This window comes from Angustibacter luteus (assembly GCF_039541115.1).
GTDB lineage: Bacteria > Actinomycetota > Actinomycetes > Actinomycetales > Angustibacteraceae > Angustibacter > Angustibacter luteus.
Genome location: NZ_BAABFP010000005.1, coordinates 781095 through 795060, shown reverse-complemented (window position 1 = coordinate 795060; position 13966 = coordinate 781095). Strand labels below are relative to the sequence as shown.

General features: G+C 72.5%; 18 protein-coding genes. 14 read left to right on the top strand and 4 right to left on the bottom strand.

Going from position 1 to position 13966, the window contains the following annotated elements; translation table 11 throughout:
- Positions 1 to 6: 6 nt before the first annotated feature.
- The 5 genes from ABEB17_RS12930 to ABEB17_RS12910 all read left to right on the top strand — a co-directional run bounded on the left by ABEB17_RS12930 (position 7) and on the right by ABEB17_RS12910 (position 3539).
- Positions 7 to 1131, top strand: coding sequence for a 5-methyltetrahydropteroyltriglutamate--homocysteine S-methyltransferase (locus ABEB17_RS12930; protein WP_345717100.1), 1125 nt, complete (start codon positions 7 to 9; stop codon positions 1129 to 1131).
- Positions 1131 to 1640: a mycothiol transferase gene (locus ABEB17_RS12925; RefSeq protein WP_345717099.1), complete on the top strand. Its 510-nt coding sequence runs from the start codon at positions 1131 to 1133 to the stop codon at positions 1638 to 1640. Before ABEB17_RS12930 ends, ABEB17_RS12925 begins: the two co-directional genes overlap by 1 nt.
- A gap of 140 nt (positions 1641 to 1780) precedes the next feature.
- Positions 1781 to 2158, top strand: coding sequence for an SHOCT domain-containing protein (locus tag ABEB17_RS12920; protein WP_345717098.1), 378 nt, complete (start codon positions 1781 to 1783; stop codon positions 2156 to 2158).
- Positions 2159 to 2292: 134 nt separating this feature from the next.
- Positions 2293 to 3120 (top strand): LLM class F420-dependent oxidoreductase, encoded by an 828-nt coding sequence (locus ABEB17_RS12915; protein ID WP_345717097.1) that lies wholly within the window; start codon positions 2293 to 2295, stop codon positions 3118 to 3120.
- 5 nt (positions 3121 to 3125) lie between these two features.
- Positions 3126 to 3539, top strand: a complete 414-nt coding sequence (locus ABEB17_RS12910; protein WP_345717351.1) for a TIGR03668 family PPOX class F420-dependent oxidoreductase — start codon at positions 3126 to 3128, stop codon at positions 3537 to 3539.
- A gap of 9 nt (positions 3540 to 3548) precedes the next feature.
- On the opposite strand, the gene ABEB17_RS12905 is transcribed toward ABEB17_RS12910, so the two are convergent.
- Entirely contained in the window at positions 3549 to 4361 is an 813-nt protein-coding gene (locus tag ABEB17_RS12905; RefSeq protein WP_345717096.1) for a methyltransferase domain-containing protein, read from the bottom strand.
- 81 nt (positions 4362 to 4442) lie between these two features.
- Here ABEB17_RS12905 and ABEB17_RS12900 point away from each other — a divergent pair, with 81 nt between their 5' ends.
- From ABEB17_RS12900 to ABEB17_RS12890, 3 genes are read left to right on the top strand one after another with little or no spacing between them, the layout of a single operon-like run.
- A complete protein-coding gene (locus ABEB17_RS12900; RefSeq protein ID WP_345717095.1) occupies positions 4443 to 5315 on the top strand; it encodes an NAD(P)-dependent oxidoreductase in 873 nt (290 codons plus the stop codon).
- Between the two features lie 10 nt (positions 5316 to 5325).
- Positions 5326 to 6120: an alpha/beta hydrolase gene (locus ABEB17_RS12895; RefSeq protein ID WP_345717094.1), complete on the top strand. Its 795-nt coding sequence runs from the start codon at positions 5326 to 5328 to the stop codon at positions 6118 to 6120.
- Between the two features lie 43 nt (positions 6121 to 6163).
- Positions 6164 to 7147 carry a sulfotransferase family protein gene (locus ABEB17_RS12890; RefSeq protein WP_345717093.1) on the top strand — a complete coding sequence of 328 codons (984 nt, stop codon included), beginning with the start codon at positions 6164 to 6166 and terminating at the stop codon, positions 7145 to 7147.
- 30 nt (positions 7148 to 7177) lie between these two features.
- Here ABEB17_RS12890 and ABEB17_RS12885 read toward each other — a convergent pair whose 3' ends face one another.
- The gene (locus ABEB17_RS12885) at positions 7178 to 8062 is read right to left on the bottom strand and encodes a glycoside hydrolase family protein (RefSeq protein ID WP_345717092.1); all 885 of its coding nucleotides are present in this window, start codon (positions 8060 to 8062) and stop codon (positions 7178 to 7180) included.
- Positions 8063 to 8142: 80 nt separating this feature from the next.
- On the opposite strand from ABEB17_RS12885, the gene ABEB17_RS12880 reads away from it, so the two are divergent.
- Both ABEB17_RS12880 and ABEB17_RS12875 read left to right on the top strand, forming a co-directional pair.
- Positions 8143 to 8733, top strand: coding sequence for an HhH-GPD-type base excision DNA repair protein (locus tag ABEB17_RS12880; protein WP_345717091.1), 591 nt, complete (start codon positions 8143 to 8145; stop codon positions 8731 to 8733).
- Positions 8730 to 9716 carry a sigma-70 family RNA polymerase sigma factor gene (locus tag ABEB17_RS12875; RefSeq protein WP_345717090.1) on the top strand — a complete coding sequence of 329 codons (987 nt, stop codon included), beginning with the start codon at positions 8730 to 8732 and terminating at the stop codon, positions 9714 to 9716. Before ABEB17_RS12880 ends, ABEB17_RS12875 begins: the two co-directional genes overlap by 4 nt.
- On the opposite strand, the gene ABEB17_RS12870 is transcribed toward ABEB17_RS12875, so the two are convergent.
- A complete protein-coding gene (locus tag ABEB17_RS12870) occupies positions 9709 to 10149 on the bottom strand; it encodes a (deoxy)nucleoside triphosphate pyrophosphohydrolase (RefSeq protein WP_345717089.1) in 441 nt (146 codons plus the stop codon). The two genes, ABEB17_RS12875 and ABEB17_RS12870, sit on opposite strands and share 8 nt — an antisense overlap.
- 147 nt (positions 10150 to 10296) lie before the next feature.
- Here ABEB17_RS12870 and ABEB17_RS12865 point away from each other — a divergent pair, with 147 nt between their 5' ends.
- The 4 genes from ABEB17_RS12865 to ABEB17_RS12850 all read left to right on the top strand — a co-directional run bounded on the left by ABEB17_RS12865 (position 10297) and on the right by ABEB17_RS12850 (position 13521).
- Positions 10297 to 11238, top strand: coding sequence for an exopolyphosphatase (locus ABEB17_RS12865; protein WP_345717088.1), 942 nt, complete (start codon positions 10297 to 10299; stop codon positions 11236 to 11238).
- Between the two features lie 31 nt (positions 11239 to 11269).
- Positions 11270 to 12457, top strand: coding sequence for an FAD-dependent oxidoreductase (locus ABEB17_RS12860; protein WP_345717087.1), 1188 nt, complete (start codon positions 11270 to 11272; stop codon positions 12455 to 12457).
- A 70-nt stretch (positions 12458 to 12527) separates the two neighbouring features.
- Complete coding sequence (locus ABEB17_RS12855; protein WP_345717086.1) at positions 12528 to 13313, top strand: GAF domain-containing protein; 786 nt, start codon at positions 12528 to 12530, stop codon at positions 13311 to 13313.
- 46 nt (positions 13314 to 13359) lie between these two features.
- On the top strand, positions 13360 to 13521 hold the full coding sequence (locus tag ABEB17_RS12850; protein ID WP_345717085.1) for a hypothetical protein: 162 nt from the start codon (positions 13360 to 13362) through the stop codon (positions 13519 to 13521).
- 19 nt (positions 13522 to 13540) lie between these two features.
- Here ABEB17_RS12850 and ABEB17_RS12845 read toward each other — a convergent pair whose 3' ends face one another.
- Complete coding sequence (locus ABEB17_RS12845; RefSeq protein WP_345717084.1) at positions 13541 to 13945, bottom strand: pilus assembly protein CpaE; 405 nt, start codon at positions 13943 to 13945, stop codon at positions 13541 to 13543.
- Positions 13946 to 13966: the final 21 nt, after the last annotated feature.

Here is a 13966-nt window from a genome sequence, read left to right as displayed (position 1 = left end):
CGGACCATGACAGAACGCAGCACACCGCCGTTCCGCGCCGACCACGTCGGCAGCCTGCTCCGACCGCAGCGGCTGCTCGACGCCCGGGCCGCGCGCGGCACCAACGACCTGGACGACGAGGGCCTCCGCGCGGTCGAGGACGAGTGCATCACCGAGGTGGTCCGGCAGCAGGCCGACCTCGGCCTGCGGTCCGCGACGGACGGCGAGTTCCGCCGGACGTCCTGGCACATGGACTTCATCTACCAGCTCGGCGGCGTGCACCGCACCGACGAGGAGCTCCAGGTGCACTTCCACAACGCGCAGGGCGACCTGGACTTCACCTCGGCCGGGCTCCGGGTCGACGAGCCGATCTCGTTGCCGCGCACCATCTTCGAGGACGCGTTCCGGTTCCTGGCGAAGCAGACCGAGCAGACCGGCGCGACGGCCAAGCTGACCATCCCGTCGCCGAGCATGGTGCACTACCGCGGCGGTGCGGCGTCCATCGACCGCTCGGTCTACCCCGACCTCGAGCAGTTCTGGTCCGACCTGGCGGGGGCCTACGCGGCGCAGCTGCGCGCCGTCGCTGAGCTGGGCTGCACCTACCTGCAGCTCGACGACACGAGCCTGGCCTACCTCAACGACCCGCACGAGCGTGAGCGGATGAGCGGCCTCGGCGAGGACGCCGAGCACCAGCACGAGCGCTACATCCGCACGATCAACGCGGCGATCGCCGGCCGCCCCGAGGGTCTGCACGTCACGACCCACCTGTGCCGGGGCAACTTCCGATCGTCCTGGGCGGCGTCCGGGGGCTACGACTTCGTCGCCGAGGCCCTGTTCGGGGGGTTGGACGTGGACGGCTTCTTCCTCGAGTACGACGACGAGCGCTCCGGCGGGTTCGAGCCGCTGCGGTTCGTCCCGCCGGGCAAGCAGGTCGTCCTCGGCCTGGTCACCACGAAGAACCCGAAGCTGGAGAGCAAGGACGACCTCAAGCGACGGATCGAGGACGCCGCGAGGTTCGTCCCGCTCGAGCAGCTGAGCCTGTCCCCGCAGTGCGGCTTCTCCTCCACCGTCGAGGGCAACGCGCTCACCCGGGACGACCAGCTGGCCAAGCTGCGGCTCGTCGTCGAGACGGCGCAGGAGGTGTGGGGCTGATGGACGCGATCGGGGTGCTCCAGGACGCCATCGGGCGGATCACCGAGCGCGGGCACGAGGTCTGCGACGGGCTCAGCCCCGAGCTGGCGAACGAGCGGCTCGACGGTCGGTCGAACTCGATCGCCTGGCTGGTCTGGCACGCGGCCCGGGTCGCGGACACCCACGTCGGTGACGCGCTCGGTGCGGACGACGTCTGGCGGACCCGGGGGTGGCACGAGCGGTTCGGGTTGGCGCTGGGGTCCGACGACACCGGCTACGGGCACACCAGCGAGCAGGTCGGTCAGGTGCAGGTGAACGACGCGTCGCTGCTCACCGGCTACCTGGACGACGTCATCGAGGTGACCCGGCAAGCGGTCGACGGACTCACCGACACCGACCTGGACCGGGTCGTCGACGAGGGCTGGGACCCGCCGGTGACCTTGGGCGTGCGGCTGGTCAGCGTCATCGACGACGACCTGGAGCACCTGGGTCAGGCGGCCTTCCTCAAGGGGGTCCTCGAGGACCGGTGACCTTCCTGCTCGGCTGGGCATCACCCGTCACGGGTGATGCCGAGCCGCCTGTTACTCGTCACCGTTGGCGCTGGGACCTTCGACGGTCGAAGGTCTTTTTGCGCGTCCGGTCCGCCGGCGCGTGACGAAAGGAATGGGTCATGTCCTTCTGGGATGTCGTCTGGTTCATCATCATCTCGTTCGCGTTCATCGCCTACCTCATGGTGCTGTTCGCGATCATCGGAGACCTGTTCCGCGACCGGGAGACCTCGGGCGTGGTCAAGGCGATCTGGATCGTGCTGCTGATCGTGCTCCCGTTGCTCACCTCGTTGGTGTACCTGATCGCCCGTGGCAGCGGCATGGCGGAGCGGCAGGCAGCAGCGGTCAAGGGCGCGGTCGAACAGCAGGACGCGTACATCAAGAGCGTCGCCGGATCGACCTCGCCGGCCGAGCAGATCAAGCACGCCAAGGACCTGCTGGACTCGGGTGCGATCACCCAGGACGAGTTCGCCAGCCTGAAGGCCAAGGCGCTCGCCTGAGCACTGCCTGACCACCGCCCGAACACCGCTCGAACACGGTATGAGCCCGAGGAGCCCGGGTCCGGCCATCGCGCCGGGCCCGGGCTCTCGTGTGCCCCCTCGCATTCCCCGACCACCGTGCCTACGGTGACGTCATGGACTTCGGTGTGGGGTACTTCGCGACGCACGACGCCATGGGCCCGGACGCGCTGGCGGTGATGGTGGAGGAGCACGGTCAGGAGTCGCTGTTCTTCGCCGAGCACACCCACATCCCCGCCGAACGCCGGACGCCGTACGGCGGTGGAGGTGAGCTGCCGCGCAAGTACTGGCACACCTACGACCTGTTCGTGACGCTGACGGCGGCCGCCCTGGCCACCAGCCGGCTACGGGTCGGCAGCGGCGTCTGCCTGGTGATCGAGCGCGACCCGATCACGACCGCCAAGGAGGTCGCGAGCGTCGACGCGCTCAGCGGTGGACGGCTTGAGTTCGGAGTCGGTGCGGGGTGGAACCGCGAGGAGATGGAGAACCACGGCACCGATCCGCGTCGCCGGATGACGGTGCTCAAGGAGCGGGTCGAGGCGATGAAGGCCATCTGGACCCAGGACGAGGCGACCTACCACGGCGAGTTCGTCGACTTCGACCGGATCTGGTCGTGGCCGAAGCCGGCCCAGCGACCGCACCCGCCGGTGCTGGTCGGCGGCCTCGGACCGACCGTGCTGGACCGGGTGCTGGCGTTCGGCGACGCCTGGTTCCCGAACCACCGGCCCGAGGTGCTCGAGCGGTCCCGTGAGCTGTGGGCCCGGGCCGACCGCCCGGTCGCCGTCTCGGTGATGGGTGTGCCGGCCGACCCGAAGGTGCTGGAGGAGTACGAGAAGGCCGGGATGAGCCGGGTGGTGCACTGGTTGCCGTCGAACGGCCGCGGTCCCGTCGAGCGCGAGCTGGCCGCCTGGGAGGACGCCATCGCCGACCTCCAGGGCACGTGAGCACGCTGGACGGCGAGCAGGCCCGTGCCCGCTTCGCCGACGCCCGGGTCGCGCGGTTGGCCACGGTCGACGCGCAGGGACGACCGCACGTCGTCCCCCTGGTCTTCGCCGTCGACGGCGACCGCGTGGTCAGCGCCGTCGACCACAAGCCCAAGCGCAGCAACGACCTTCGCCGGCTCGCCAACATCGCGGCCAACCCGGCCGTCGCGCTCCTCGTGGACCACTACGCAGACGACTGGACGACGTTGTGGTGGGTGCGGGCGGACGGTCGGGCGCGCGTCCTGGCGCCGGACGACGTCGAGGCCGGCGACGCCCTCGACCGGCTCGCCTCTCGCTACCCGCAGTACGTCGAGCAGCGGCCGGACGGCCCGGTGCTGGTCGTCGACGTCGACCGGTGGACCGGTTGGACGGCCAGCTGACCGACCGGTTCAGTCCGGCCGTCGGCCCCACGCGCTCAGCATGCCGATCGACGGCCAGTGCGTGTCCTGGTCGCTCAGCATCTCGTCCAGGGCCGACGCCTCGACGGGGTCCAGCAGGCCGGAGGCGATCATCCGGTCGCTCAGCTGGGCCAGGCTCAGCCGGTAGAACTGCGCGTCCAGGCTGCCGCCGCGGATGAGCAGGGTGCTCAGCTCGGCCTGAACGTCCACCAGGCCCGCGTCCGTGAGCCGCTCCGGCAGCAGCAGGCCGTACTCCGGGTCGGCCCCGGCCGCCCGGAACGCACCGGCCACCGCCGCCATCGCGCGGGACAGGACCCCGGCCGAGGCGGCGGGGACGAACAGGGGCTGGACGAGCGCCAGGTGGGTGCCGCCGAACACCACGTCCTCCAGCAGCAGGACACCGCCGGGGCGCAGCGCCGTCACCAACCGGCGTAGCGTGCGCTCGCGCTGCGGGACGTGCTCGAGGACCGCCCGCGCGTGCACCAGGTCGAACTCCGCGTGCGGGACGTCGTCCTCGCTGACGTCGTGCCGGCGCACCTCGACGTGGTCGTCCGCCAGCTCGTCGACGAATCGGGTGTCGATGTCGGTCACCAGGACGTGCCCGGACGGCCCGACGACGTCCGCGAGCCACGTCGCGACGCTGCCGCCCCCCGCCCCGACCTCCCAGCAGCGCCAGCCTGCGGTGACGCCGAGGTCCTGGAGGTGGCGGAACGTCCCGGCGTCGAACTGCTCCGACAGGCCTTCGAGCCGCGCTCGTTCCTGTTCCCAGGACTGGCGGTACACGTACGTGTCGTCGCCGCTCATGCCCTGACGGTCCCACTCCGCTGGCCCCACGACCAGACCCCCGCGGGTGCGCGACGGCACGGGACCCGGTAGGAGTGGACCATGAGCGAGAACACCGAGGCCGTGGCGCTGCTGGGAACCGGCACGATGGGTGCGGGCATGGCGCGCAACATCGCCCGCGCCGGGATCGACCTCCGGGTCTGGAACCGGACGCCGGAACGAGCGCGGCCGCTGGCCGCTGACGGTGCGAAGGTGTGCGCGAGTGTCGCGGACGCGGTCGAGGGCGCCGACATTGTCGTCACGATGCTGTGGGACGCGGACTCGGTCGAGCGGGTGCTCCGTGAGGCCGGTGCGGCGCTCGCTCCCGGCACCGTGCTGCTGCAGATGAGCACCGTCGGCGTCGAGGGTGCGGACCGGCTCGGCCGGGTGTGCGACGAGCTCGGGCTCGTGCATGTGGACGCACCAGTGCTCGGCACCAAGCAGCCCGCGGAGCAGGGCGCCCTGGTGGTGCTGGCCTCCGGGGCCGCCGACGAGGTGCGGGAACGGATCGGCCGGGTGCTGGACGCGGTCGGCTCCCGCGTCGTCTGGCTCGGCGCCGCGGGGGAGGGGTCGCGGCTCAAGCTCGCCGCCAACGCGTTCGTCATCTCGCTCGTCGGTGGCATCGCCCAGTCGGTGGCACTCACCCGCGAGCTGGGCCTGGACCCGGCCCTGTTCCTGGCAGCCATCGGTGGCGGCGCGATGGACGCGCCGTACGTGCAGCTCAAGGGCAAGGCGATGATCGCCCGCGACTTCACGCCGTCGTTCGGCATCGACGGCGGCCTCAAGGACGCGGACCTGATCGCGGCGGCGGCCCGCGACGTCGGCCTGGACCCGGCGCTGATCGACGCGCTGCGCGGGTTGCAGCGTCAGGTCGTCGAGGCCGGCCACGGCGACGAGGACCTCGCCGCCGCCTACCGCGCGTACGACCGGAGCTGAGGCGGCGACCATGGCTCTCATCCAGTGCAGCTTCTCGTCCGACGTCCTGGAGGTCGGTACCTCGATGTCGGTGGTGCTGCCGCAGAACGCCGCCAGCCAGATCGGGGTCGACGCCGCCGACTCGCAGGGTGGCCCGTTCCCGGTGCTCTACCTGCTGCACGGGCTCAGTGACGACGCGACCGCGTGGACCAGGTACACGTCGATCGAGCGGTACGCGACGGCGCACGGCATCGCCGTCGTCATGCCGCAGGTGCAGCGCAGCTTCTACCAGGACCAGGCGCACGGCGGCCGCTACTGGACGTTCCTCACCGAGGAGCTGCCGGAGGTGGTGCAGGCGTTCTTCCGCGTCTCGGACCGCCGTGAGGACACGTTCGTCGCCGGGCTCTCGATGGGCGGCTACGGCGCGATGCGCTGGGCGCTGACCGCACCGGAGCGGTTCGCCGCTGCCGCGAGCCTGTCCGGGGCGCTCGACCTGGCGGCCTGGGTCGGGGGCGGCGGGATGCACGCCGACATCAACGACGCGGTGTTCGCGGGGGCGGACGTCACCGGCACGGACGCCGACCTGCTCACCCGGCTGAATGGCCTGGACGACGACGCCCGCGCGGCCCTGCCACGGCTGTACGTCACCTGTGGGACCGAGGACAGGCTGCTGCCGGACAACGAGCGCTTCCTGGACGCGGCGCGGCGTGCTGGCGTCGACGTGACGGCGGACCTGCGGCCGGGCGAGCACGAGTGGGGCTACTGGGACACGGTGATCCAGGACGTCCTCACGTGGCTGCGGCCCGCTCCGGTATCCGCATCGTGAGAAGCCGAAGTCACCTGCAGCACTAGACAATACGCTCGCCAGGGTGAGCCAGCCCCGCCCGCCGCAGCCGGACTTCCTCCTGGTCGGCGCCCCCAAGGCCGGCACCTCCGCCCTGCACGCCGCCCTGGCCCGGCACCCCGAGGTGCACCTGACCTCGCCGGCCGCCCCGCACCTCAAGGAGCCCAAGTACTACCTGTGCGACGACGCGCCACCGCCTACCTACACCGGGCCCGGGGACGCGCACAGCAACCGCGAGTGGGTCTGGCGCCGGGCCGACTACGAGGCACTGTTCGCGGCTGCCCCCGAGGGTGCAGTCCGGGGTGAGAGCACACCGTTCTACCTGTGGAGCCCGACTGCCCGGCGGCGGATCGCCGAGGAGCTGCCTGACGTGCGCCTGGTGGTCGTGCTCCGCGACCCGATCGACCGCGCGTACTCCAACTGGATGCACCTGTGGTCCGACGGACTGGAACCGGACCCGGACTTCCTGTCCGCGTTCGCCCGTGAGCCGCAGCGCATCCACGTCGGCTGGGCGCCCTTCTGGCGCTACCGCGACCTCGGCCTCTACGGCCGTCAGCTGGCCGACCTGCACGCCCGGGTGGACCGGGAGCGGATCCTCCTGCTGCGGTACCGGGACGTCGTCGACGCGCCGGCCGCCACGCTCGACCGGGTGAGCGCCTTCGTCGGCATCACACCGGGGGTCGTGACCCAGGTGCCGCGTGACAACCAGCGGCCCTACGTGACCCCCGGGGCGCGGGCCGCCCTGCTGGGGCGCGCCGTCCGGACCGGGGCCACCCTCGGCGCGTTCACCCACCCCCAGCGCTGGCGCGACCTGAGCCGGCCGTTGATCCGTGCGCTGCACGGGGACGCGCACACCCCGCGGCCGCGGCTGCAGCCCGGGGAGCGCGCCGCGCTGCTGCCCGCCTTCGCCGACGACATCGACCTGCTCGAGCAGGTGAGCGGGCAGAGCTACGCGGACTGGCGCTCGGTCGAGGACCGCGGCTCCTTCGCCCTGCGGCGGCAGCCCTAGGCGCGGCTCCTCATCAGGCCAGGCTCGTCATCAGGCCAGGCTCGTCATCAGGTCGTGCGCGCCGTCCTCGCGGGCGGCCTCGAAGTAGAACCGGGTGCGGCCGTCGGGCTGCCGTACAGCGCAGGCGTAGCGCAGCGCGCCGTCGCCGTGCGGCGAACCGAGCCGGACGCCGTCCAGCGCCTCCAGCCGTCCGTCCCGCTGGACGGCGACCCCGGTGCGCTCGTACCAGTTGGACGCCGCATCGCGCCGCCCGTCGTACAGCACCGCCAACGGGTCGCGGCACAGCACGGTCGTGACTCGAGCGCCCCGCTCGTCCCACTCGTTCGCCCGGCCGGTCAGCACCTCGCCCCGGTCCTGCCACTCCAGCCCGTCGGCACTGGTCAGGTACCGGGTGCTCATCCGGTCCTCCTCGCCGAGCTCGGTCAGCGGGTGGCAGCAGAGCCACAGGTGCCAGCCATCCGGGCCCACCTCGATGACGGGGTCCTTGACCGCCGTCCGCTCGTCCCCGGGCAGCACCAGGCGACGCTCGCCCCGGGGCAGCTCCTCGACCGTCGGCGCGGTCAACGAGTCGATCCACCAGTGCTTGGAACCCGGCGTGGCGCAGGACAGGTAGAGCCGCCACCCGCCGTCCGGCAGCGGCACCAGGGCCGGTCGCTCGAACGACTCGGCGCCGAACTCCGTACGGCGCACGGCGCAGACCGGCTCGAAGTGCACGCCGTCGTCCGAGCGGGCGACCACCACTGCGACACCGCGACCGTCCGTGAGCGGCCGACGGACCCGGTAGGTCAGGTACGTGGTGCCGTCCACCAGGACGGCGCTCGCGGCGCCCGCCCAGTTGCCCGGCCCGGGTGCGGGCGCGGCCACCACCACCTGGGCGCCCTCCGCGGTCGGCAGCGGCAGGGAGGGCGAGGGCACCTGCCGAGTCTAGGAGGCTGCGCGCACCCGAGGTCGCGCTCGGGCTAGTCGTTGTCGGTGGTCGGGTACAGGATGGGCGGATGCACCTCGCGACCACCGACGCCGGGAACGACCTGCTCGACCGGGACCCGCTCGCCCTGCTCACCGGGATGCTGCTCGACCAGCAGATCCCGATGGAGAAGGCCTTCACCTCCCCGTCCGTGCTGCTCGAGCGGCTGGGCGGGGACGCCGACGCCCTGGACGCCGCGCAGATCGCCGCGCTCGACCCGGACGCGCTGGTCGAGCTGTTCCGCACGCCCCCGGCCCTGCACCGGTTCCCCGGCTCGATGGCGGCCCGCGTGCAGGAGCTGTGCCAGGTCCTGGTCCGGGAGTACGGCGGTCGCGCCGAGGCGGTGTGGGCGGACGTCGACACCGGCGAGGAGCTGCTGGCGCGCGTGGCCGCGCTGCCCGGCTTCGGTGCGCAGAAGGCGAAGATCTTCGTCGCGCTGCTGGGCAAGCGGTACGGCGTGCAGCCGGCCGGCTGGCGCGAGGCCGCCGGGTCCTACGGCGAGGAGGGCAGCTACCGGTCGGTGGCCGATGTGGTGGACGCCGCGTCGCTGCTCAAGGTGCGCTCGACCAAGCAGGAGGCCAAACGAGCCGCGAAGGCCGCGGCAGGGGAGGGAACCCGATGACCGACCTGGCGTTCGACCGGACCGGCGCGCCCGCCGAGGAGCAGCTCGAGCAGTACCGGCTCGAGCTCACCGGGTACTGCTATCGCATGCTGGGCTCGGCGTTCGAGGCCGAGGACGCGGTGCAGGACACGATGATCCGGGCCTGGCGGGCCCTGGCGAAGTTCGAGGGACGCTCGAGCCTGCGCTCCTGGCTGTACCGGATCGCGACCAACGTCTGCTTCGACGCCCTCGACGGCCGCCAGCGCCGAGCCCGCCCGATGGACCTCGGGCCCGCCGTCTCGGCCTCCGCGCCGGCCGGTGGGACCCTGCCCGAGGCCACCTGGATCACCCCGATCCCGGACGACCGCGTGCTGCCGTCCTCCAGCGATCCGGCCGACCTGGCGGTGGCGCGTGACTCCGTACGGCTCGCCTTCATCGCGGCGCTGCAGCACCTGCCTCCGCGCCAGCGGGCGGTCCTCATCCTGCGCGAGGTGCTCGCGGTGCCCGCCGCCGACGTGGCCGAGCTGCTCGAGACGACGACGGCGTCGGTCAACAGCGCCCTGCAGCGAGCGCGCGCCACGATGGCCGAGCGCGAGCCGACAGATACCGACGTGCTCCCCGAGCTGGACGACGAGGACACGGAGCTGCTGGCCCGCTACCTGGACGCCTTCGAGCGCTACGACATCCCCGCGCTCACCGCCCTGATCAAGGAGGACGCCACCCAGTCGATGCCGCCGTACGAGATGTGGCTGTCCGGCCGCGACGACATCCTCACCTGGTGGACCGGCCCCGGGATCGAGTGCAAGGGGTCGCGGCTGGTGCCGACGCGAGCGAACGGCAAGCCGGCGTTCGCCCAGTACCGGCCCAGCGGGCCGGGCGGCGCGTTCGAGCCGTGGTCGCTTCACGTGCTGGAGATCCGCGACGGGCGGATCGTCGAGTTCACGATGTTCCTGGACACCGAGCGGGTCTTCCCGCTCTTCGGGATCCCGATGACGGCTACCTGAGCAGCAGGGTCCGCAGCACGTCCACGACGGGCACGTCCGCGGGCACCCAGGGAACGTCGTCCAAGGACGCCGCGGTGAGCCAGCGGACGGCGTCGTGCGCGTCGTCCGGCGTGGGCGCACCACCGGACAGCTCGGCCAGCCACACGCGCATCGTGAGCCGGGCGGAGATCGGCCAGCAGCCGTCGTCCGGGCCGGGGAGCTCGTCGCCGAGGCGCAGCTCGACCCCCAGCTCCTCGACCAGCTCACGGTGCAGCGCCTGCTGCGGGGCCTCGCCCGGCTCGACCTTGCCGCCGGGCAGCTCCCAGAGCCCCTGGGTCTCGACCGGCCGGGTCCGACGGGCGGCCAGGAGCCGGCCAGGACGAGCCAGGTCGTCCACGATCGCCGCGCCGACCACCAGGACCCGCGGCGTGCTGCGCTCGTCCGGTGACCTCACCAGCCCAGACTGCCGCCCCCGGCGGCCGGGCGCGACCCTCGACGTCACCCGTTCGGTGGATCGACAGGGTGTGCGGGTCCGCCGATTGAGAGGGTGCGGGCGCAGACAGCCCCTATCCGAGCGACGCACAGGACACTGAGGACACCGATGAGTGGCAAGTACCGGCTGGTCACCCGAAGCGACTTCGACGGGCTGGTGTGCGCGGTGCTGCTGCGTTCGCTGGACCTGATCGACGACATCACCTTCGTGCACCCCAAGGACGTGCAGGACGGCGTCGTCGAGGTCACCGACCGGGACATCCTGACCAACCTGCCCTACGCCGCGGACGCACACATCGTGTTCGACCACCACCACAGCGAGACCCTGCGCAACGCGGGCCAGCGGGCGAACCACGTGATCGACGCCGAGGCGCCGTCGGCGGCCCGCGTGGTCTACGACTTCTACGGCGGCGCCGAGGTGTTCACGAACATCTCCGACGAGCTGATGCGCGCCGTCGACCAGGCCGACTCGGCGCAGTACGAGCTGGACGACATCCTGAACCCGTCCGGCTGGACGCTGATGAACTTCCTGATGGACAGCCGCACCGGACTGGGCCGCTTCCGCGACTTCCGCATCTCCAACTACCAGCTCATGATGCAGCTCATCGACGAGGTGCTGCACCAGGACTCGGTCGAGCAGATCCTGGCCACCCCCGACGTCGCCGAGCGCGTCGAGCTGTTCCACGAGCAGACCGAGAAGTTCGTCGAGCAGCTGCACCGGGTCAGCACCGTCATGGGCGACCTGGTGGTCGTGGACCTGCGCGACGAGGAGGTCATCCACGCCGGCAACCGGTTCATGGTCTACGCGCTCTTCCCGCAGTGCCGGGTCTCCGCGCACGTGATCTGGGGACGCAACAAGCAGAACACCGTGCTCGCCCTGGGCAAGTCGATCCTGGACCGCACCTCGCCGGTCGACCTGGGTGCGATCTGCCTGGAGAACGGTGGCGGCGGCCACCACGCGGCCGGCACCTGCCAGGTGGGCCACGAGCAGGCCGACCACGTGCTGCGCCAGATCGCGGTCACCGTGAACGAGGCGCTGCCCGTCGCCTGAACGGGCGGCACGGCTGCCTAGACTCGCCCGCGTGAAGTGCGTCGTGGTCGGGGCGGGTGCCTGGGGTCTGCCCGCCGCGGCGGAGCTGGCCGGTCGAGGGCACGAGGTCGTGCTGGTCGACCGGCACGGGATCGCCAACCCGCTGTCGTCGTCGCCCGGCCCGACCCGGCTGTGGCGGCTCACCCACCCCGACGCCGTGCGGGTGCGCCTGGCGCAGCGCAGCGTGGAGGCGATGGAGCGGTTGGCGAGCCGCAGCGGCCGGACCGTGCACCTGCGCCGTGGGCTGCTGTGGCGCGACGACGTGTCCCTGCCGGCCGTGCGGGCCGCCCTCGACGAGGTGGGGGTCGGTCACCGCGTGGTGGCCGCGGCGGACGTGGCGACGCTGTTCCGCGGCCTGCGCCCGGACGGCCGGGACGCCGTGTGGCAGGAGGACGCCGGCCCGGTCCTCGCGGCCGAGTCGATGGCGGCCCAGGCCGGACTGCTGGCGGCCGCCGGCGGGACCGTCCGGACCGGGCAGGTCGTGGTCGACGTCCGCACGACCAGCGGGGGAGTGCGGCTGTCCTTCGACGACGGCAGCGCCCTGGATGCCGACGTGGTGGTCCTCGCCCCGGGGCCGGGTGCAGCCCCGCTGCTCGAGATGGTGGGCCTGTCGATCCCGTTGGGTCCGCACCTGGAGCAGGTCGTGCACTTCGGTGAGCCGAGCGGCGGGACCGCCACGGACGACCTGCCCTGCCTCTTCGACGGTCCACGCCTCGACGGTCCACGTCTCGACGGGCACGGCCCCGACGGACGGGACGGCGTCGAGCCCGGCCTGTACGCGATGCCGACCCCGGGCCGTGGCTACAAGGTCGGTCTGGACCGTCCGCTGCGGGACTACGTGGAGGGCGACCTCGACCGGACCCCGGACGAGGCCGTGGTGGCGGCGACGCGCGACCGGGTGGCCCGCGACCTGACCGGCGTCCCGGCCCGCGTCCTGGACGCGCAGGTCTGCAGCTGGACGGACTCGCCGGACCGCCGTTTCATCATCGACACGCTGCCCGGCGGGGTCGTCGTCGCGTGCGGCGACAGCGGCGAGGGGTTCAAGTTCTCCGCGCTCATGGGCATCGTGCTGGCCGACCTCGCGGAGGGCCAGGCGCCGGACCCCGACGTCGCGACGTTCGGCGCCGGTCGGTTCGCCGCCTCCGCGGAGCCGGCCGGGAAGCACGTCCTCGGCCGCTAGCGACCGTGAGGACGGACGGGGACGTCGCCCATACGTCCGTTCTGTCGCACCGTCCCGCTAGGGTCGGCGGGTGCCTGGATCCGACGTTCGCCAGTCGCGCGAGCCCTGGTGGACCAGGCGCGCGAGCGGGCTAGCGCTGACCTCGACCGCGGTGGTCGCGGCCATGGCCACCTTCCTCGTGTCGGCCCAGGCGGCCCTGACCCGCGGGCAGACGCGTACCTGGCTGCTCGCCGTCGGGGCGGTCCTCGCCGGCATCGCCGTCCTGACGAACCTGCTGCAGCAGCAGCGTTTCCGCCGCCAGCGGCAGACCCTCGAGCAGGTCGCCGTGGACGCCGAGGCGGCGCTGACCCTGACGATCAACGGTGTCTTCGCTCCCATCACGAGCTACTTGGGTGAGCTGGTGAGCACCAGCTCGGACGCCGACCGCGCGCACGTTGCCGGCCAGGTGTCCCAGGCCGTCGTCGACGCCGCCGTCACGCTGACGGCCGCGGAGGCGCGCAGCGCGTTCTACCGGCTGGACGGCGACGGGCTGGGCCTGACCCGGGAGAGCTGGGGCGGGCGGTCCATGCAGCCGCGGCCGCGGTTCAGCGGCGGCACGCCCGACGGTGATGCGGTGCTGGACATCGTGCGCCAGGGCGACTTCGTCTTCGTGGACGACGTCGCGGCCAGCCCGATGGTCACCCCGACGACGGGGTCCGGCTACCGCACCGTGGTGGCCGTCGCCGTCACGGCGGGGCCGGTGCCGCTCGGCCTGCTCACGGTGGACGCTCCGGGGCTGGGCGACCTCAGTGAGGACGACGTCGAGCTGGTGCGGGTGCTCGCCAACCTGCTCGGCGCGGCCCAAGGTCAGCTGTGACAGGCGTGGCGGGGCGTATCATCGACCTGGACGAAGGAGGCCCATCGTGGTGAAGCGCGACAAGGTCGTGGACGAGCGTGGCCTCAGCTGGCTGCGCGGCCGGATCAGTCCCGACGAGTACTTCGCCGAGGTGGCGCGCGCTGCCCGCGAGCAGGCCCGCCGCACCGTGCAGGCGCGGGTGACGCACCCGCTGCGTCGCGCCTCCTGATCCGCCGGTCGCGTCCCGGTCAGTCCGCCAGCACCATGAGCAGCGCACGGGCGTAGGCGCGCTCGGCGTCGACGTCGACCTCGCGAAGGGTCCCGTCGCCCGCCCCGGCGCTCACCACGACGGCGAAGCCGGCGCCGACGGACTCCAACCGCACGAACCGGTCGCCGAGCAGCTCGCGGAGCTGGTCCTCGCGCGGGATCCACAGCGCGTCCCGCTGGGCCACCTCGTCCAGCGCCCACTCGGTGGTGCCGTTGAACCCGATCACCCGACCGGACGGCAGGTCGTGCACCTCCACCGTCATGTCGCTGAGGACGAACACGTCGTCGTCCATGTCGCGGTCCGGGATGGCGAACCGGTCGCCGGGGCACGGCGTCCAGGTCAGTCCAGCCGTTTGCAGGCGTCGGGCCAGCTCGAGCGTCAGCATCCGCCCAGTGTGCCGCCGTGG